The organism is Novosphingobium sp. (genome assembly GCF_030696665.1).
Lineage (GTDB): Bacteria > Pseudomonadota > Alphaproteobacteria > Sphingomonadales > Sphingomonadaceae > Novosphingobium.
The window spans coordinates 1-19,475 of sequence record NZ_JAUYRV010000013.1; the positions used below are offsets into that span (position 1 = coordinate 1).

A 19,475-nucleotide genomic window follows, 5' to 3' on the forward strand; every position below is an offset into this window, starting at 1 on the left:
TCGTCGTTGAAGCCGACGGTGTTGTAGAAGCCCGCCGTCTCGGTGGTCATGTGGCGGAAGCGCTTCATGCCCTCGGGGCTGTCATGGAACCACCATGCCGGGCCGAGCTTGAGGCAGGGGTAGTGCCCTGCGAGCGGGGCGAGTTCGCGGGCGTAGGCGCTTTCATCCAGCGTGAACAGGATGATCGAGAGGTTGCGCTCGTTGCCGTAACGGTCGAGCAGCGGCTTGAGCGCGTGGACAAAATCGGTGCGGGTGGGGATGTCTGCGCCCTTGTCTCGGCCGAAGCGTTCGAAGACGGCGGCGTTGTGGTTGCGGAACGATCCGGGGTGGATCTGCATGACGAGGCCATCGTCGATGCTCATGCCCGCCATCTCGGTCAGCATCTGGGCGCGGAACAGTTCGGCGTCGGCGGCAGAGCAACCGCCTGAGACGACGCGGCCAAACAGCGCTTCGGCTTCAGCAGGCGAGAGGTTGGCGGTGGCGGCAGTGGGGTGGCCGTGGTCGGTGCTGGTCGCGCCCATGCTTTTGAAGAACGCGCGGCGGGTGCGGTGCGCGGCGAGGTATCCGCGCCACGTCAGGCAATCCTCGCCGGTCAGCTCGGTCAGCGTGTCGAGGTTCGCACGGAAGCCTTCAAACTCCGGGTCCACCACCGGATCGGGGCGGTAGGCGGTGATGACGCGGCCCTTCCAGCCTGCCGCTTTCCCGTTTTCCGCTCGGATCGCCACGTGGTGCTCCAGCGTATCGATGGGGCTTTCGGTGGTGGCCAGCACTTCCAGATTGTATCGATCAAACAGCGCGCGCGGGCGGAAGTTGTCGGTGGCCAGCATCTCGGTGATCGTGTCGAAATAGAGGTCTGACGTCTCCGCACAAAGCTGCACGCCCATGCCAAACGCCTCGGCGAACACCCAATCGAGCCACATGCGCGAAGGCGTGCCCCGGAACAGCCAGTAGCGTTCGGCGAACAAGCGCCACGCCGCGCGCGGATCGACGGTCTTGTTGCGCACGCCAAGGTCTTCCATCGCCACGCCCTGCGAATAGAGCATGCGGAAGACGTAGTGATCGGGCACCAGCAACAGGTCCGTGGCGTTGCCGAACGTCTCGTTGCCCGCAAACCAGCGCGGATCGGTGTGGCCGTGCGGGCTGATGATCGGCAGGCCTTTGACCGAAGCATAAAGCTCCCGTGCCAGCGCACGCACCGAGGGTTCGACCGGGAGCAACCGGTCGGGGTGTAAGTCCAGATTGCGGGGCATTAGTCTTCCAGTGCGGTGAATTTGAAGTTGCGGAATTTGGTTTCGCCCGGGCCAGCAGCGTAGAGGCCCGGGCGAAGCATCAGGAAGCCGCCGCGCACGTTGTGGTGATAGCCCGACACTTCCATGCCGCGATCAAACTTCGCCCATGTTTTCCCGCCGTCGCCGGAGGTGTAATAGCTGATAATGTGGCGGCGATTGACCACACGGATGCGCATGGCGGAACCGTGCGGATTGGCGGGACGGCCGCGTTCCATGCCGTACTGATGGGTGACGAAGCGGTCCTTGTCGAAGCCGAGGCCGGCATAGAGCTTGTCGTCATAGAATAGCACCACGCCGGCGGTGGCGCCGGGGGCCAGATCGATGTCGCATTCGAACTGGTAGGACGTGTCGCCCGCAATCAGCAGGAGCGGCGAGCCGGTGGAGGGGGCGAGGCCTTTGCCTTTGAAGAACAGGGTGTTGCCTGCCACGCGCACGCGGTTCGCCTCATCGGGTGCGGGGCGGAAGAACGACCATTTGGTGCCGAGTTGCAGCGTGGCGAAATCGTCGGACAGCGGCATGCCGTGGGGGAAGGCTGCGCCGCCGTTTGGCTTGGGCAGGGGCGCGGCCAGATCGCCGCCGGTCATGCGGAACCAGCCATCGGCTGTTCCGTCCTTTGGCCATTCCACGGGATCGAGCAGGCACTGGCGGCCCAGCGTCCAGTAGCCGTTTTCAAAGCCGTGGTAGAGGCTCCACCACGAACCGTCGGGCGCCTGAACAAGGCTGGCGTGGCCGCGCGACCACCAAGCCTCGCGAATGTCGGTCGTGCGCACCAGCGGGTTGCCGGGGTGCTGTTCCCACGGGCCGTGGATCGATTTTGACCGCGCGGCGATGACCATGTGGCCGGTGGGCGGGCCTGCTGTGCCGCCGACGGCGGTGATCATATAGAACCATTGGCCCACGCGGTGGATCTTGGGGCCTTCGGGCGAGAAGCCTTCGACGTCCCATTCATCGGGGTAGCGCCACGGATCATAGACGTGTTCGACCGGCCCGGTGACATTCATGCCGTCGTCTGACAGGCGCACGCGATCTCCGCCGGAAAGGAACAGCCAGCGCGAACCGTCTTCGCCCACGGCATGGCACGGGTCGATATGGGCGTGCAGGCCGAGCGGGACCGGATCGCTCCACGGGCCGTCGATATGGTCGGCCCAGATCACGAAGATGTCGTTTCGGGGCGACGCCTTGACCGGGATGTAGAGGAAGTAGCGGCCATTGTGCTTTTCGAGGCTGACCGCCCAGACCGAGCCGATGTTCCTGTGCAACGCGGGTTTGCGCGGTTGCCAGTTCACCAGATCGCGCGAATGCCAGATCAACAGGCCGGGGTAGCTCTCGAAGCTGGAGAAGGTGAGGTAGTAGTCCTCGCCATCCTTGAGGATTGCGGGATCGGGCCGGTCGCCTGACAGCACCGGGTTGCGGAATGTGCCATCGCCTAGATCGGCAATGCGCTGGTTGTCGAAGCCCCGGCGGAACTCTGGGAGGGGCGCGGCGGCGGGTGCGCCGCTGGCGGGGAAGGGGGTGGCAAGGCCAAGCGTGGCCAATGCCGTGCCCTTTATCGCATCGCGGCGGTTACTTCTCACAGTGCCAGCCCCGTGGTGCGCGCCCATGCGCGCCAGAGTTCTGGCCATGCTTCCACCGGCTTGCCAATGGCCTTGCGCAGGCCGAAGCCGTGGCCGCCATATTCGAACAGGTGCGTTTCGGTGCGGATGGCTTGTTCCTTCAGCGCGGCGCGCAGCAACAGGGTGTTGTTGACGGGCACGGCGTCGTCATCCTCGGCATGGAGGAGGAAAAACGGCGGAGCGTCCTTTGGCACAGTGCGGTGCGGGGAATGCGCGGCTTCCAGCGCGGGCGGAGCGGTTTTGCCGACCAGCAATTCGCGCGAACCGGCGTGTGCATCCGGCGCACTCATCGACACCACCGGGTAGATCGGCGCGGCAGAGTGGGGTTTGGCCGAAAGCGCGTCTGCCGCATCGACGGGCGTGTAAGTCTTCGTGGCAAAGCGCGTGGCGAGATCGGCGCAGAGGTGGCCGCCTGCGGAAAAGCCCATCGCGGAAACACGCTCCGGGTCCACCGCGAAATCGCGCGCGCGGTGGCGGATCAGGCGCATGGCGCGCTGCGCGTCTGACAGGGCAACGTCTGGCCCCGCCGCCCAGCCTTCGCCGGGCAGGCGATAGAACAGGACGAAAGCAGTAAAGCCGCGCGCCGCCAGCCAGCGAGCCATTTCATAGCCTTCCTTGTCCACCACCACCCACTTGTACCCGCCGCCGGGTGTGATCAGGACGGCCGCGCCATTGGGCCGGTCGGGCCGGAACACCGCCATGCGCGGGGCGGTTATCCCGAACACCGCGCGGTCGGTGACGAGGCGGTCGGTCGAACGTTCCTGCACGGTTTCGGCCAGCGCCTTGGCAGGTTTGCCCGGTGCTCCGTTTGGCCAGAGGTCGATGGTTTCAGTCGGCTGCGGCAAACCGGGCGGCAGCGGGCCGTTCGGTACGGCAGGAACGGCAGTTTGCGCCACGGCGCGCGCTGCCAGTCCCGCAGAAACCAGCGAAGCCGCCATGAAACACCGGCGATCGATAGTCATGGCGGCTCCATCTTGGTTTGGCCGGGCATTGGGAGGGAGGTGCCCGGCCAGTGGGGGTCAATACTTGAAGCGCGCACCAACAAGGATGTTGCGGCCGTAGTGATTGTTCTCGTAGTTCCGCTTTGCGTCGATATCGGTGTAGCGATAGCGATAGGTGTCGAGCAGGTTGTTGCCTTCAACCGAAAGCTCCACCCAGTCCGTCAGCTTGAAGCGCATCGAGGCATCGAGGTTGAACATCGAGCCATAGCCTTCGAGCACGTTACCGGTGCCGCTAGCGCCTTCATGGTAGTCGCTGCGATAGGTGCCCATGACGCGTGCCGAAAAGCGACCATCATCATAGTAGAAAGTGCCGTTGTAAGCCTGCTTCGATACGTTGGCGAGCGTGGCTGAGCGAACGAGATTCACCAGAGCGCCGCCGGGCACCGTAGCCGGACCTTGCACCGTGTAGTCGGCATTGCTGTCGATAAAGGTGGCATTGGCAATGATCCCGAAGTTGCCAAGGAAACCTTCGGTGAATATCTTGAACGGAATCTGCGCGGCGATTTCCACGCCCTTCAGTTTGGCGCCTGTACCGTTGACAGTCGTGCTCAATGTCCAGATTGGCTGTGAAAGCAGCGCTGGGTTCAATGCGGCGGGTGATGACGGCGTGAGTACCGACACGGGCAAGCCGGTCTGGGCGAAGGTAGCTTCTGAAATGGCAGAGGACTGCGTGAAGCTTGCCACGTCTTTGATAAAACCAGCCACGGAGATCAACGCCTGCGGAGCGAAGTACCATTCGACCGCAACATCGTAATTGGTGGCACGGAACGGCTCAAGGAAGGGATTACCGCTGGTGACACGGAAGTTGAAACCGTCAGCCGAGCCGCCAGGGGTAAGTGAGCCCAGGGTGGGGCGGGTAATGACCTCCGCAACGGCAGCGCGAACAATCAGATCCTCGGTCGGGTAAAATGCGATATTGGCCGAAGGGAGCCAGTCATCATATGCCCGCTCCACGGTTGCCTGCACTCCGCTGACCAAACCATAGGACGACTGCTCGGTCTTGACATAGCGGATCCCGGCATTGAGCGCGTAGCGTAGCCCGAGCAACTCACCGTTGCCATCGAACTGAAGGTATCCACCCTTCGTGGTTTCCTGCACGCCGCGGATGTTGCCCGCATCAGGCAGCAGCGCGCGGTCGTAAAGCTTGGTCAGGGCCGTGGTGGCATCAAGGTTAGGTACCAGAATGGATGTTGTCGTTCCTGCCGGCTGACCGGCATTGCCAATGTTTAGCAACTGGCCCATCGCGGCAGTAACCGGAATACCGTACACAGCGCTGGCGCCAAAAGCCGAAGATGGCGAACATGTGATTGTGCCCAGTACGCGATCAAGCCCGCCATTGCCGCATACGGCAGTGTCGCGCTGATAGGCTTCGGCATCGAAGTTGAACCGACGCCACACGGCACCAGCTTTGATGGTGAAGCCTTCAGTCACGTCCCATTCGGTGCGGAACTGCACGGTCTTGAAGCGGTTTTCGGTGCTCGACGGGCGGTCGCGAATTTCTGCGAGCTGGAAATTGGCTGGATCCGTGACGCTCGTGCCGAATGTAAGCTTCGGGTACTTCATGTCAGTATAGTCGAAGCTGTAGCCCTGAGCGTCGCGATCATCAAAAATCATTGTGGTTTCGATCGGAATGTCGGCGTTGGACTTCGAGAAGCCACCGAGCAGCGTGAAGCGCAAGCTGTCCGACACGTCCTGATCCCATGTACCGCCGACCTGATAGAACTCGGTCTTGCTCTTGCGGTAGTAATGCTCGGTCCGCACCCATGCATCGTTGAGGGTGGCCGAAACCATTGTGTTGTTAGCGTCGTAGACGGGGTTCACCACGTTTATCGATCGCTCGTTGCTGCGCAGCAAAACTTCGCCGTATTGCTCATCACGTAGAGCATTGAAACGTGAAAAAAGGCCATCGATTGAGAACTTGCTCGAATCCGTCGGTGCGAACTGCACCGATCCCGTTAGCCCAAGGCGTTCGCGATCATGCTGGATCGTACCGTAGCGCGGAATGCGTGGGTGGAAGGCGAGCGCGGCCTTGTCGCACGCAGCGCTGGGGCGATAGCTGCCGCCGCTGTTGGGGGTGGTGAAGCAGTTGGTGCCATCGACGGAATCGAAGCGGGCCTGCGACCAGCGCACCGTGTTGTTGCCAAGCTCCAGCACTTGCGTCTTCTGGTAGGCGGCGGAAATCGATGCGCCGAATGTGCCGGCATCGTTGCGCCAGCTGACCAGCCCGGCAAGGCGCGGGCCGACGTAATCGGACAGGTCGTTGTAGGTGCCGACGACCGAGGCGACGGCGGTGAAACCGGCCTTGCCTGCCAGCGGGTTGCCGGTGTTCAGATCGACCACTGCGCCCAGCGAACCTTCATCGAGGCTGGCTTCGGCGGTCTTGTGGACGACGATGGAGCTGAACAGTTCCGAGGCGAAGACGTTGAAATCGAACGCGCGATCACGGTTGGCCGAAGCGCCATCGGTGGATGTGGCAACGGTTTCGAGGCCATTGACGCGGACGCGGGTGAATTGGCTGGACAGGCCGCGCACGGTGATCGAGCGGCCTTCGCCGGCATCACGCGTGATCGAAATGCCGGGGATGCGCTGCAGCGATTCCGCAAGGTTCTGATCGGGGAACTTGGCGATGTCTTCGGCCACGATGGCATCGACCGCGCCGACCGCGTTCTTCTTCACGTTGATCGCGGCCTGCAGCGACTGGCGGAAGCCGGTGACGACGATTGCGTCTTCGGGGACGCTGTCTTCAGCTGCAATCTGCGGCTCTGCTGCGGCGTCTTGCGCCTGTGCCGTGCTTGCTGCGGCGAGCGCGCCGCCAGCGAGCAGGGCCATCCTGAACAGCGAAATGCGCGAAACGGAAATACCCATGCCTAATCCCCTCATCGCCCTTTTCAGGGCCATTGCTACCGGTGTCAAAGGGGAAGACGCATGTGCGCCAAACCTTCCGTTGCACCACTACTCCCACACGCCGACGTTGCGACCCGCAGGGCGCCGGCACGAGTTCCGGCTCTCATCGATCAGGCTTGCCAATGCGGCGCTGTCGATGCGGTAACCGGTGTCATTATTTATTGCCCTCGTCGCGGCGCTCTGTCAATAACCAAGGCAATGGGAGAGTCGACAATGCGCAAGCTACTGCAAAAAGCCACCATTTCCGCCACCTTGAGCATGCTGGCCTGTGGCGCAGCATGGGCTGAGCCTCACCCCTCTGACCCAACCAAGGGCGGCGCAGGCGGGCGAATCATTCGCGTTACCACGTTGGCCAAGACCGGGCCGGGATCGCTGGCAGAGGCGCTTTCCGCCAAGGGGCCGCGCACCGTGGTGTTCGAAGTGGGCGGGGTGATTGACCTTGGCCGGGATTCGATTTCGATTACCGAACCCTACCTGACCGTGGCGGGGCAGACCGCGCCATCGCCGGGCATCACGATCATCAAGGGCGGGATCGACCTGAAGACGCATGACGTGGTGTTATCGCACTTGCGCGTGATGACCGGGGCCGATGGGCAAGCCAAGCTTTCGGGTTGGGAAGCCGATGCGTTTTCGGGCGTTGCTGCGCACAATGTGGTGGTGGAACATTGCAGCTTCATGTGGGCGCTGGACGAGAACATGTCCGCATCCGGCCCGCGCTTTACTGGCAATACCGTGGCGGAATGGCGCGCAGGCACAAGCCATGACGTGGTGTTCCGCGACAATATCGCGGCGGAGGGTCTTGCCGATTCGAGCCATCCGAAGGGCGAGCATTCCAAGGGATCACTGATCCACGATAATGCAACAAATATAACGTTCTACCGCAATGTCTGGGCGCACAATGTAGAGCGCGCGCCACTGGTCAAGGGTGGGGCGCAGGTGACGATGATCAACAACGTGATCTACAATCCCGGCCACCGCGCGGTGCATTACAACCTGATGAATCTGGAATGGCTGGGGCAGGATTATGTGACCGGCGAGATTACCGCCGTGGGCAACGTGATGCGCGGCGGGAATGACACCGATCCGGGCATGCCCTTCCTGATGCTGGGCGGCGATGGTGACCTGAAATACTACGGCAAAGACAACCGTGCGGTGGACCGCCACGGCAATCCGCTGCCGCAATTTGGCCGCTATGGTGAGACGCGGGCGAAGCTGATTACCGCCAAGGCTCCAATGACGGACGTTTCACGCTACAGCGTGCTGCCTTCGGGCGATGTTGAAACGTCGGTGTTACAAACCGCCGGGGCACGGCCCTGGGACCGCGCGCCCGATGATATCCGCGTGCTGTTCTTCGTGGCCGAAGGGCGCGGAGATATCATCGATGATGAAAGCACGGTCGGCGGTTACCCGCATCCGGTGCCGACCAATGCGCCGTTTGTTGAGGCGGACTGGAACCTTGACACAATGACACCGAAGTCCGGTCGGTATCCGGGCCAGAAAGCGGGCGCACAAGAGAAGCTTTCCACCCGCGATGCTGCGATGCGTGCGCAATGAGCGCGGTTCTCGCGCTACTCATGGCGGCAGCTCCGCCGATGGCCGTGATCGACGAGGCCGATACCGTGCGGCGCGAACCGCCACCGCACGGAGCCATCGGCATGAGCACCGCTTGGCGCATCAGCGATTTTGCGCCGCAGCCGCGCCGCATGGAATTCCGCCGCCGCACGCTTGATGTGGGTGCTGCGATTGGTGAACATCCAATTGCGCATGATGAGGTGTACTATGTGCTGGAAGGTGAAGGCGAGGTCGTCTCGGACGGCCAGCGTGCCAAGTTGCGCAAGGGCATGACCGCCTATCTCTATGAAGGCGCAGTGGTGGGCATCTGGCAGAAGGGCGATGCGCCGCTGGCCTTGATCGTCAGCTATCCGGTGAAGGAACCTGCTCCGCCCAAACCCTGATGCGCATGCACCGTCTCGTCCGGGAGGGACCGGAGAGACGGCGCAGCACGGTGGGTTCAGTCGAACTTGAAGCGCACGCCAAGCGCGAATGTGCGCGCCAGCAGGGTGGTGCCAAGGTTGAACTGGTCCGGGTTGCCGACATTGTCGAACTTGTAGTAGTTCTGCTGCTTCGAATTGGTGAGGTTCACCGCATCGAAGGTGACACCAATGTCCTTCGTCACGTTCCAGGTCAGCTGGAAATCGAGGCTCTGTTCCGGGCGGAACCATACGCCGATGGGGTTGGCAAAGAGCCGCGCTTCGTTGTTGCGGAGGAATTCCTTGCGCCAGACATAAGACAAGCGCGCATTGAGCGGGCCTTTGTCATAGGCCAGCGTTGCGTTGTACGACAGTGTGGAGACGCTGAAGAACTGCGATGTCGTCTCGCCGGTGATGTTGCCGGTGCTGTCCGAAAGCGGGATGTTCTGCTTGGAATCAAGGATCGTGACGCTGCCGTTGAAGCCAAGGCCATCAAGCGGGCCGGGCAGGTAATCGGGGAAGTAGGTGAGGCCCACTTCCACGCCTTCAAGCACGCCGTTGGAGGCATTGACCGGGCGAGTGATCGCAAAGAAATCGGTCGCCCCGGCGGTGATGTCGTTATCAGGGATGAATTCGCGCACGGTCAGCGGCACCACCAGTCCATCAATTTCACGGCGGAAACCGGTGATGAAGATGGCGCTGTCACGATCGAAATACCATTCAACCGCAAGGTCATAGTTCTTCGATTGCGTGGGGCGCAGGTTGGCCGTGCCTGCGCTGCCCGAACCGAAGCCGACGCCGGTGAGATCGCCGGTCAGATTGTAGTTCGGGTTGATATCGCCAAAGTTCGGGCGGCGCAGCGTTTCGCCATAGTTGAAGCGCACACGCAGGTTGTCGGTCAGTTCGTAGCGCAGCGTGGCGCTGGGCAGCCAGCGCGAGGTGCGGTTCGAGCTTTGCGTCAGCGCGCCGCCCTGAAGCCGGTTGTAGAACTTGGCGTCGGTATCGACATCGACATAGCGCACGCCAGCCTGGAATTGCAGCGGGCGGCCAAACAGGCTGACTTCGGTATCGGCAGTGATATAGGCGGCAAGGTTCGTTTCCTCGATGCCGAACACGCGCTCAAGCGAAAGCGTGTCTGATGCAGACAGGCCGAAGTCGGCGCGCACGGCATCTACGTTGTCGTTGATCCAGTATCCGCTTGGCAGAACCCAGCTGGTCGGCACATTGGCACGGCCATCGAAGAAGCCGCTGTTGGTGAACAGCGCTTCGGTGGGGAAAGTGGAAAGGCTGCGGCCAAGGGCATTCGCGCTGCGGGCGCGGGTGAAGGTTTGCGCGGTGCGACGATCAAGGCGGACACCGGCCTTGATCTGGCGCAGGAAGCCTTCGTCCCACGTGTAATAGCCATCAAGCATGCCGGTGATGGCATCGCCCTGCGATTTGTCGGCGTTGTCGTAAAACTCGGCCACGTTCCAGACCGAGGGATCGGCCAGCAAGGCGTTGTCATCAAACTGGAACGACGGCACGCCGCCACCGGCATTGAAATCGGCGGTGATCTGGCTGGCTACGCGATCGGTGCGCATGGCCAGAAAGGTCGATTGGTTGGTGCTCTTCTGGTAGGTTACGTCGCCGACGATCTTGCCGCGATCACCCAGATCCCACGTGCCATTCAGCGCATAGACCATGCTGTCGGTGCGGTTGGTGGAAAAATCGCCGCTGTTGAAGCCATAGACATCATCGACGGTGCGCGATTTGATGATGTTGGTGCCGTCATAAACTTCGAACGGTCCGGGGTTGCCCCACCAATCGACGAAGCTGAACTGCAGCGAATTGAAGGTGTTACCGCGGAAGCCAGAGTAATAGACTTCGGCGGTGTAGACCGAACTGCTGTTGGGTGCCCACTGCAGCGCGACGTTAACCGATGGGCGTTCACGCTCACCATACAGGTCGGAACTGAACACCGCGTCGCGGCTGAGGTAGTAGGGAACTTCGGTGCCGTTGATGTTCAGCGTCGATCCGGCGGCGGTCGGCAGGCCGTAGTCCAGCCCGGCGGTCCAGCCTGAGAAGATGCGCTGCAACGGGGTGAAGCCCGATCCGGCAGGCGGATTTTCGGTGGCGAAAGGCACGAATGCGCCTGCCGTGGTGCTCATGTTGCGGTATTTGGTACGGCTGTAGCTGGCGTCGACCAGCAGGCCGATTTCGCCAATGCCGGTTTCCCAGCGGTCGCTGACCAGCAAAGCCACGTTGGGGTTATAGCTGTCAGCCTGCTGGTTGTAGATCCCGCGCGCAAGGCCGGCGATGCTGAAGCCGTTGAAATCGAACGGGCGGCGCGTCTGCACATCGATCTGACCGGCAAGACCGGTCTCGATCTGGTCGGCCGAGCGGGTCTTGTAGACGTTGACGCTCTTGACCAGGTTGGCCGAGATATCCTGCAACGCGAATGACTGGCCCGCTGCGGTAAAGATGTTGCGGCCGTTCATCGTGGTCAGCGGATCGGACAGGCCGCGAATGGTGATGCCTGCTGCCTCACCGCCCGAACGATCCGTCACCTGGATGCCCGTGACGCGCTGCAACGCTTCGATCACGTTATTGTCGGGCAGCTTGCCCACGTCTTCGGCCACGATCGAATCGACGATCTGGGTGGATGTGCGGCGCACGTCGAGCGCCTTGCTGATGGCTGCGCGCACGCCGCTGACGACGATCACGTCTTCTTCGGCGGGCAGATCTGCCTCGGCCACGGCTTGTGGCGCATCGTTGCTTTGCGCATGGGCGATTGAAGGCACGAATGCGCCTGCAACGGACATTGCGAGCAACGATACGGATGTGAATGCAACTGGCCGGATAGCCATGTTTCTCTCTCCCTGAGCTGAGGACGGCCCCCTTGCCGCGCCTCGCATTTGTCAGACTAATTATTTGTCGGAGTTATCGCTGGCAAGCAGTTTTTTGTCCTTTGCGAACAAATCGGTTCTTTTGGGTGTTTGGCGATCCTGCGGACCAGTATGCCTGCCCAAATGCAAACGTTTGTAGGACTAATCAACCAGCCAAAGCGGGGAATCGGCCATCGGGGCAAGTGCGTTGCCATTGGCCGAAATCGCATGCCCGCTCCGCAGCGCCGACTCAAGCCGAACGCCGCCTGCGCCTTGGACCGGGATGAAAGTCTGCGCCGGTCCATCGGTAGCTGCGGCAAGCGTAAGGCTGCCATCGGGCATAACGGTGACGCGATCAGCAGGGCGCAGGATTGGCGCGAGCGCAATCGGGCCGCTTTCGCCAATGGGGATCATACGGAACTGGCTTTGCGCCAAGGCACCGCCGCCCAGGGAAAGCGCGGAGTCACGATGGGTCAGCGCAGGGCCGCCCGCACCGCGCAGCAACCGCACTGGCAGCGGGCCATTGCCAACCGGCACGCCGAAATCGGGCGATCCGTCCGCCTTGAAATAGAGCCGCTGCACGCGCGTGTGGCGGTTCGGATCGAACAGGGGGTCACCCTCGATCTGCTCATAATCGCGCCCGTGATAGACCAGCATGTCACGCCCCTGCTCGTCCACGGTGAAGCTGTTGTGGCCCGGGCCATAGACGCCGGTTTCGCGGTTGGTGACGAACACTGGCTGGTCTGATTTGGTCCAGGCGCGCGGGTCCATGATGTTGGCATTGTCTGCCGCCGTCAGCATTCCAAGGCAATAGCGCGCGTCGGTGGCGCTGGCGGAATAGGTCATGAACAGGCGGCCATTGCGGGCCAGCACGGCAGGCGCTTCGGCAACCTTGAAGCCGCGCACTTCCCAATCGAGTGTGGGCACCGTCAACCGCGCAGGCGCTGCGGCCAAAGTCAGCGGGCTTGCCATCGGCGCGATATAGAGGTTCGAATTTGTCTCAATCCCCGGCTCGCGCTGCGCCCAAGCAAAATAGCTGGTGCCGCGATGGACGAAGATTGAGGAATCGAGGTTGAAGCTGTCCCACGGGGTCTGAAACTGGCCCAGCACCGTCCAGTTTCCGGTCATCGGGTCCGGACCGTCGCACACCACGGCATAAGTGCGGATGCGGAACACGTCTTCCCCGCCGCCGCTTGGCCCGGCGGCGAAATAGATGATCCAGCGGCCATCGAACAGGTGCAGTTCGGGTGCCCAGAGGAAACCGGACATCGGGCCGGTCGCCTCGTGCCGCCACAACACGCGCTCTTCGGCGGTGGCAAGGCCTGCGATGGTTTTTGAACGGCGCAGCACCAACCGGTCGTACTCGGGCACGGAGCCGGTCATGTAATAGAAGCCGTCATCGTGGCGGAAGACCTGCGCGTCGGCACGCTGGCGCACCAGCGGGTTTGCCGGGCCTTGCGGCGCACTGGCAGCGACGGGAAGGTTGCGCGCAACGGGGCCGCACGCCATCGGCAGCAGGGCGGAACCGGCCACAAAGGCGCGGCGCGAAAGCGAAAGGGTCATCGCAAGTCCTCTCAGTTATGTTCTGTCAGTCAATCGGTTCGGCCACGGGCCATCCGTCTGCATCCCAGCGCAACCGGGCCACGCGCAGCACCGGCGCGCCATTGGCCGTCCGGTCATAGGCGTGCCAGACCAGCGTGGTTGTGCCATCGGTATCGGTGAAGGCACCGGCGTGTCCGGGGCCGCGATAGCGCTGCTTTTCCTGCAGATCGGCGCGCAGCAGGATTGTGCCGCCGCCTTGCATCATCTCGCTGCCGTCCTTGCCGCGATAGGGACCGGTGATCTTCTCGGCGCGGCCAACCACGGTGTAGTAGGTGCTGTTCACGCCCTTGCAGCAATAGTCGTAGGACACGATCAGGTAATAGGCCCCGCCGTGTGGCACGATGAAGGGGGCCTCTACCGGCGCAGGTCCGCCAGCAGGCGCGGGACGCCGGGCAATGGCATAAGGCTCGGTCCCCGGCGCGGGCTTGCCGGTTTGCGGATCGAGCGGGAGCAGCTTGATCCCGCTCCAGAAACTGCCGAGCGACAGCCAGTGCCGCCCTTGTGCATCGACCACGAAGTTGGGATCGATGGCGTTGAAATCATCGGCGGGTGTGGACATCACCACCATGCCCCGGTCGGTCCAGCGATAGTCCTTCGCCTTCGGGTCCAGCGTCGGGCTGGTGGCAAGGCCGATGGCGGACCGGTTCGATCCGAACGTGGAGATCGAATAGTAGAGCCGGTATTGGCCGTTTACATAGGAAATGTCGGGCGCCCAGATGCCTTCGGTTCCCGGCACCGCCTTGGTTGCCCATGCCGGAATCTCGGCAAATACTGCGCCTGCGTCTTTCCACGTCTTCAGATCGGGCGAAGTGCGGATGCCGATGTATTTGCCGATGGTGTTGAAGACATACCACGTTTGCCCCTGCCGGATCACCACCGGATCGTGGACCGCAATGTCTCCGGCCAGCGGCGCGGGCTGCGCCGCCGCGCCTGCCAGGGGCAGGATCGCGGCGAGCAGGGTCAGGGCGCGCATCACGCTCATTGCAGGGTCAGCACCACGACCGACTTGGCCGGGAGCGTTACTGACAGAGTGCCGCCGCTGATGCTTGCGCCGGTGAAGGGCACGGGCTTCACCACATCGGGCGCGGTGAACGTGTTGTGCGAATTGATGGCAGGCGCGGTCAACACGCGCCCGGTCACGCGATTGGCAGGCAGTCCAGCCAGCTTAACCGTGACCGTGTTTGGCTGGTTCGGATCAAGGTTTGACAGCGCAACGTAAGTCTTGCCGTCCTTCGCCTTCACCGCCGATCCGCTGACGGCGGGCATGGTGAACTGGTCCTTGGCATACCACGGCGTGTCCAGATCGATGGGCAGCACGGTGCCATCCTGCCACGGCTTGTACATTTCAAACACGTGGTAGGTGGGGGTGAGGACCATCTTCTTGCCCTCGGTCAGGATCATCGCCTGCAGCACGTTGACCATCTGGGCGATAGCGCTCATCCGCACGCGGTCTGCGTGGCGGGCGAAGATGTCGAGATGGATCGAGGCGATCAGCGCGTCACGCAAAGTGTTCTGCTGGCGCAGGAAACCGGGGTGCGTGCCGGGATCTTGCGCATACCACGCGCCCCATTCGTCCACGGCCAGGAAGATCCGCTTTTTCGGATCGTACTTGTCCATGATCGCGCTGTGCTTGGTGATGAGATCGTCCATGCGCCGCGCGCCTGCCAGCGCATCGGCCCAGCCATGCTCATCAAAATCGACCGCTGGCGCGCGCGGGGGCCAGCCCCCTGCGGGCAGGACATAGTAGTGCAGCGATACGCCATCGAGCATATCGCCCGCCACGCGCATCATTGCATCGGTCCAGGCAAAGTCATCGACATTCGCACCGGCGGCGATCTTCATGACGCGCGTTCCGGCGGGGGCCTTGACGAAAGTGGCATAGCGGCGCGTCAGGTCGGCGGCATATTCGGGCCGCATGTTGCCGCCACAGCCCCACAATTCGTTGCCCACGCCAAAGTATGGCACGGCCCACGGCTCCTTGTGGCCGTTCTTGGCGCGCAGATCGGCCAGCGTTCCGGCGGGTGCGGTCATGTATTCCACCCACTCAGCCATTTCCTGCGGCGTGCCGTTGCCGACATTGCCCGCGACATAGGCCTCTGCACCGGTCTGGCGGAGCAGTTCGAAAAACTCGTGCGTGCCAACCGTGTTGGGTTCGGTCACGCCGCCCCAGTGGGTGTTGATCTTTACCGGGCGCTGCGCCTTTGGCCCGATGCCTTCGCGCCAGTGGTATTCATCGGCAAAGCAGCCGCCGGGCCAGCGGATCACCGGCACCGAAAGGTTTTTCAGCGCGGCGATCACATCGTTGCGAAAGCCGTTGGTCTGCGGGATCGATTTGTCACCGGCCACCCACAGCCCGCCATAGATGCCATTGCCCAGATGTTCGGCAAACTGCGTGAAGATGCGCTTGTCATAGACCGGACCCGGCTTGTCCGCATGAAGGGTGGCGCTGGTCGGCTTGCCGCCGGTGTCGGCGTGAGCAGGGGTAGCCAGCGCACTGGCGGCGAGCAGAAAAGCAAAGGCGGTGCGGCGGATTGTGTTTGTCATCGTGACCTCTCCCAAGAGGTGTTTCAGTCCAGAAATGCTTCGGTCGCCTGCCGCCGTCCGCGCAGAAACGCATCGGCGACAAGCCGCAATGGCGCGACATCCACATCGCTGCGCCCTGATCGGATCAGTGTGGCGAAGCGTGCGTAGAGGCCGGGATATTCGTGATCTTCGGCATGTTCAGTGCCGCTTGGCAGGACCAGCACCGCGCCGCCGTGCGTCAGTTTCAGCGCGCCCGCATCGGTTTCAACCACAATGTCCCAGCTTTGCGGGCCGGTTTGCCGCCAATCCAGATCCATGTGGATCGTGGCCCCGCCGGTGTCGCAAAAGCTCATGTCCGCAGCGATGGGCGCGGCGCGGTTTGCCGGGATTTCCAGCAGCGCCTGCTTCAGGAAGAACGGGCGCGGCAGGATGTGGGTGACGATGGACAGGGCATTGATGCCCGGATCGAACACGCCCAGCCCGCCCGGCTCCCAGATCCACGCCTGCCCCGGATGCCACACGCGCACGTCTTCGCGCCAGGTGATCTCAACGCTTTTGATCGTGCGTTCGGCCAGCCACGCCCGCGCCGGAGCAACGCCAGCGGCAAAGCGCGAATGCCACGCCGCAAACAGCGATGCGCCAACCTTGTCCGCCCGCGCCTCAAGCGCGGCCACTTCGGCCAGCGTAGCGCCCGGCGGCTTTTCAAGGAACACGTGGATGCCGCGCTTCAGGGCCATTGCCGCCAGATCATAGCGGACTTGGGGCGGGGTGCAGAGCGCCACCGCATCCACCGCCGGGCCATCTTCCAGCAGCTTTTCAAGGCTTTCCAGATGCGGCACGCCTGCCACGCCCGGATCGTGCGGGCTGACCGTGGCGGCAAGGCTGAACGCCCGGTTCCCGGCGATGGCGGGCAGGTGCTGATCGCGCGCGATCTTGCCCACGCCCACCACGGCGATGCGGATGGGGTCCATCGGCCTAGAGCACTTTGACCGCAACCGGCGCGTCGGTTCCGGCGGCGCGGGTCAGCGGGTTGCGCAAGGGCAGGGCGAACGGTGCAGCTTCGATTTCGAACACATCGCCTTCCTGCGTGCGCACGCCATCGCTGAACGAAAGCGTGGCGGTGCCGAAGAAGTGGACGTGAACGTCGCCGGGGCGGCGGAACAGGGCATATTTGAAATGGTGGTGTTCAAGGTTGGACAGCGTGTGGCTCATGTTGTCCTCGCCCGAAAGGAAAGGCTTTTCCCACAGCACTTTGCCATCGCGCACGATGCGGCTGGTGCCGTGCAGATCGGTCGGCACCTCGTCGATCAGCAGTTCTGCCCCCAGCGATGCCTTGCGCAGCTTTGAATGGGCGAGCCACAAGTAGTTGTGGCGCTCGGTCACATGGTCCGAGAATTCGTTGGCCAGCGCAAAGCCAAGGCGGAACGGCGTGCCGTCTGCCCCGATCAGGTAGATGCCCGCCAGCTCCGGCTCCTCGCCACCATCCTGCGCGAAGACAGGCATTTCCAGCGCATCGGTTGGCCCGACAAGCTGCGATCCATCGCCCTTGTAGAACCATTCGGGCTGCTGGCCGATAACGCCATCGGCCGGTTTTCCGCCCTCCAGCCCTTCCAGGAACATGCGCATGGAATCGGTCTGGTGCGCCGCAGCGGCGGCATCGCGGTGCATCTTGTCGCGCCCTTCGGCAGAGCCGAGGTGGGTGAGGCCAGTGCCCGCCAGCATCAGGTGCGCCGGGTCTTCGTGGTCAATCGGCGCGATGAAGTTTCCGGCGGCGAGTTCGGCGGAAAGATCCACCGCAGCGCCCGTGCCGCAGCTACGCGCCGCATCGGCAAGGCTGGTGCCATCGGCAATGGCGCGCGCGGCAAGATCGCGGATGGAAGCCACGTCCGGCACGACGTGGGCGGCATCATTGTCGGCCAGAACGACCGAGCGCGTGCCATCGGGCGCGCGGTGCTGGAGCAGGCGAAGGGCCATCGTTCAAACTCTCCCTGATGCGGCGGGCCGGCTCGCCCGCCGCAGGTCAATGCAACAAGGTCTTAAAGCGTCAGCACGCCGTCGATCAGGCGCGGCGCGCCATCGCCGCACGCATCATCGCGCAGTTCGGGCGGCAGCAGTGGGGCGGTCAGGTTCTGATAGCTTACGGGGCGCAGGAACCGGTCGATGGCCATGCTGCCGACAGACGTGGTGCGCGGATCGGACGTGGCGGGGAAGGGACCGCCGTGGACCATCGCGTGGCACACTTCGACGCCAGTGGGCCAGCCATTGGCGAGGATGCGCCCGGCCTTCACTTCCAGCACCGGCAGCAGCGCGGCGGCCAACGCCTCGTCAGCGGCGTCCATGTGCAGCGTTGCGGTAAGCTGGCCTTCTAGGCTGCGCAGCACGGATTGCAGTTCATCAGCATCGCGGCAGACGACCACGATGGACGATGCGCCGAACACTTCGTGGCCCATCGCCTGTTCGGCAAGGAAGGCCGCTGCAGTGGTGCGGAACAGCGCGGCGCTGCCTTGAGCGGGTTCACCGGCAGCGCCCTTTGCCACGGTTTCAACGCCCGATGTCTGCTCAAGCGCGGCAACGCCTGAGGCATAGGCGGTGGAGATCCCGCTGGTCAGCATGGTCTGTGCAGCCGCCGCGCTCACGGCTTCGGCAGCGGCGGCGATGAAGGCATCAAGGCCTTCGCCCTCAATCGCCAGAACAAGGCCGGGGTTGGTGCAGAACTGGCCCGCGCCCATTGTGAGCGATCCGGCATAGGCGGTGCCCAGCGTGGCCCCGCGTGCCTTCAGCGCTTCGGGCAGGAGCAGCACGGGATTGATGCTCGACATTTCGGCATAGACCGCGATCGGCACGTCGCGCGCCTGCGCCAGCTTGGCCAATGCAAGGCCGCCCCCGCGCGATCCGGTGAAGCCAACTGCGGCGATGCGCGGGTCTTGGACAAGCGCTGCGCCCAGATCGTTCGAAGGGCCAACAAGGTGGCCAAACACGCCTTCAGGCAAACCACAGGCCGCAACGGAGCGGGCAATGGCAGCGGCCACGAGTTCGCCGGTGCGCGGGTGGGCCGGATGACCCTTGACCACGACCGGGCAACCGGCAGCGAGTGCCGATGCCGTGTCACCACCGGCGGTGGAGAAGGCCAACGGGAAGTTTGACGCGCCGAACACGGCGACAGGGCCGACCGGGATCATGCGCAGGCGGATGTCGGGGCGAGGCAGGGGCTGGCGATCAGGCAGGGCGGGATCAATGCGCAACTGCTGCCACGCACCCTTGCGCACCACATCGGCGAACAGCCGCAACTGGCCCATCGTGCGGCCACGTTCGCCTTCAAGACGGGCGCGCGGAAGCCCGCTTTCGCTCATCGCCGCTTCGATCAGTTCGTCACCGATCCCCAGAATTTCCTCGGTGATCTTTTCAAGGAAAGCCGCGCGGGTTTCGCGCGTGGTGGCGCGGTATGCGTCAAAGGCATCGGCAGCCGCCGCGCACAGTGCAGCGACTTCGGCAGGTCCGTGGACGGTGAAGGCAGGGCCTTGCGGCTGGCCCGTGGCGGCAACCACGGAGCGGAACTCGGTCATGGGTATCTCCTGATTTACTCCGACATATTATCATTATTCCCGAAACGCAACATGCGTCTCACTTAAACATTTCGCCGTCGGGGGAGTGCTGCTAAACCCCGTGGCAGGAGGCGAGAGATACCTTGAAAACTTCGGAAACTGGCGAC

Annotated in this window: 13 protein-coding genes; 2 read left to right on the plus strand and 11 right to left on the minus strand. The window is 63.2% G+C overall.

The features are described 5' to 3' along the window. The 4 genes from uxaC to Q8R81_RS02570 form a co-directional block, all read right to left on the minus strand. Positions 1 to 1,250 (minus strand): glucuronate isomerase (gene uxaC / locus Q8R81_RS02555; RefSeq protein WP_305615864.1); only part of this gene is annotated, 1,250 nt, incomplete at its 3' end. After that, positions 1,250 to 2,911: a family 43 glycosylhydrolase gene (locus Q8R81_RS02560; RefSeq protein WP_305615865.1), complete on the minus strand. Its 1,662-nt coding sequence runs from the start codon at positions 2,909 to 2,911 to the stop codon at positions 1,250 to 1,252. The genes uxaC and Q8R81_RS02560, both read right to left, overlap by 1 nt. Next, on the minus strand, positions 2,860 to 3,864 hold the full coding sequence (locus tag Q8R81_RS02565) for an alpha/beta hydrolase (RefSeq protein WP_305615866.1): 1,005 nt from the start codon (positions 3,862 to 3,864) through the stop codon (positions 2,860 to 2,862). The genes Q8R81_RS02560 and Q8R81_RS02565 overlap by 52 nt, the downstream gene beginning before the upstream one ends. Before the next feature lie 57 nt (positions 3,865 to 3,921). Further along, positions 3,922 to 6,768, minus strand: coding sequence for a TonB-dependent receptor (locus tag Q8R81_RS02570; RefSeq protein WP_305615867.1), 2,847 nt, complete (start codon positions 6,766 to 6,768; stop codon positions 3,922 to 3,924). A gap of 252 nt (positions 6,769 to 7,020) precedes the next feature. Here Q8R81_RS02570 and Q8R81_RS02575 point away from each other — a divergent pair, with 252 nt between their 5' ends. Next, positions 7,021 to 8,361 (plus strand): polysaccharide lyase family 1 protein, encoded by a 1,341-nt coding sequence (locus Q8R81_RS02575; protein WP_371135295.1) that lies wholly within the window; start codon positions 7,021 to 7,023, stop codon positions 8,359 to 8,361. Next, positions 8,358 to 8,762: a cupin domain-containing protein gene (locus Q8R81_RS02580; protein ID WP_305615868.1), complete on the plus strand. Its 405-nt coding sequence runs from the start codon at positions 8,358 to 8,360 to the stop codon at positions 8,760 to 8,762. The genes Q8R81_RS02575 and Q8R81_RS02580 overlap by 4 nt, the downstream gene beginning before the upstream one ends. Positions 8,763 to 8,818: 56 nt before the next feature. Here the strand turns inward: Q8R81_RS02580 and Q8R81_RS02585 are convergent, their stop codons facing one another. From Q8R81_RS02585 to Q8R81_RS02615, 7 genes are all read right to left on the minus strand, one after another. After that, positions 8,819 to 11,623 (minus strand): TonB-dependent receptor, encoded by a 2,805-nt coding sequence (locus Q8R81_RS02585; protein WP_305615869.1) that lies wholly within the window; start codon positions 11,621 to 11,623, stop codon positions 8,819 to 8,821. A gap of 180 nt (positions 11,624 to 11,803) precedes the next feature. Further along, positions 11,804 to 13,204, minus strand: a complete 1,401-nt coding sequence (locus Q8R81_RS02590; RefSeq protein WP_305615870.1) for a glycoside hydrolase family 43 protein — start codon at positions 13,202 to 13,204, stop codon at positions 11,804 to 11,806. Between the two features lie 25 nt (positions 13,205 to 13,229). Beyond that, complete coding sequence (locus Q8R81_RS02595) at positions 13,230 to 14,219, minus strand: arabinan endo-1,5-alpha-L-arabinosidase (protein ID WP_371135297.1); 990 nt, start codon at positions 14,217 to 14,219, stop codon at positions 13,230 to 13,232. Between the two features lie 2 nt (positions 14,220 to 14,221). Continuing rightward, positions 14,222 to 15,787: an alpha-N-arabinofuranosidase gene (locus Q8R81_RS02600; RefSeq protein ID WP_305615871.1), complete on the minus strand. Its 1,566-nt coding sequence runs from the start codon at positions 15,785 to 15,787 to the stop codon at positions 14,222 to 14,224. 23 nt (positions 15,788 to 15,810) lie between these two features. Continuing rightward, positions 15,811 to 16,737 (minus strand): Gfo/Idh/MocA family protein, encoded by a 927-nt coding sequence (locus tag Q8R81_RS02605; RefSeq protein ID WP_305615872.1) that lies wholly within the window; start codon positions 16,735 to 16,737, stop codon positions 15,811 to 15,813. A gap of 4 nt (positions 16,738 to 16,741) precedes the next feature. Next, entirely contained in the window at positions 16,742 to 17,740 is a 999-nt protein-coding gene (araD1, locus tag Q8R81_RS02610; RefSeq protein ID WP_305615873.1) for an AraD1 family protein, read from the minus strand. Between the two features lie 62 nt (positions 17,741 to 17,802). After that, entirely contained in the window at positions 17,803 to 19,329 is a 1,527-nt protein-coding gene (locus Q8R81_RS02615; RefSeq protein ID WP_305615875.1) for an aldehyde dehydrogenase (NADP(+)), read from the minus strand. Positions 19,330 to 19,475 lie beyond the last annotated feature (146 nt).

Excerpts from the sequence above, each read along its gene's own strand:
- Q8R81_RS02590 (WP_305615870.1), bottom strand. The coding sequence starts at position 13,204 with ATGACCCTTTCGCTTTCGCGCCGCGCCTTTGTGGCCGGTTCCGCCCTG.
- Q8R81_RS02570 (WP_305615867.1), bottom strand. The coding sequence starts at position 6,768 with ATGGGTATTTCCGTTTCGCGCATTTCGCTGTTCAGGATGGCCCTGCTC.
- Q8R81_RS02580 (WP_305615868.1), top strand. The coding sequence starts at position 8,358 with ATGAGCGCGGTTCTCGCGCTACTCATGGCGGCAGCTCCGCCGATGGCC.
- Q8R81_RS02565 (WP_305615866.1), bottom strand. The coding sequence starts at position 3,864 with ATGACTATCGATCGCCGGTGTTTCATGGCGGCTTCGCTGGTTTCTGCG.
- Q8R81_RS02575 (WP_371135295.1), top strand. The coding sequence starts at position 7,021 with ATGCGCAAGCTACTGCAAAAAGCCACCATTTCCGCCACCTTGAGCATG.
- Q8R81_RS02560 (WP_305615865.1), bottom strand. The coding sequence starts at position 2,911 with ATGGCCAGAACTCTGGCGCGCATGGGCGCGCACCACGGGGCTGGCACT.
- Q8R81_RS02605 (WP_305615872.1), bottom strand. The coding sequence starts at position 16,737 with ATGGACCCCATCCGCATCGCCGTGGTGGGCGTGGGCAAGATCGCGCGC.
- Q8R81_RS02585 (WP_305615869.1), bottom strand. The coding sequence starts at position 11,623 with ATGGCTATCCGGCCAGTTGCATTCACATCCGTATCGTTGCTCGCAATG.
- Q8R81_RS02615 (WP_305615875.1), bottom strand. The coding sequence starts at position 19,329 with ATGACCGAGTTCCGCTCCGTGGTTGCCGCCACGGGCCAGCCGCAAGGC.
- Q8R81_RS02600 (WP_305615871.1), bottom strand. The coding sequence starts at position 15,787 with ATGACAAACACAATCCGCCGCACCGCCTTTGCTTTTCTGCTCGCCGCC.
- araD1 (WP_305615873.1), bottom strand. The coding sequence starts at position 17,740 with ATGGCCCTTCGCCTGCTCCAGCACCGCGCGCCCGATGGCACGCGCTCG.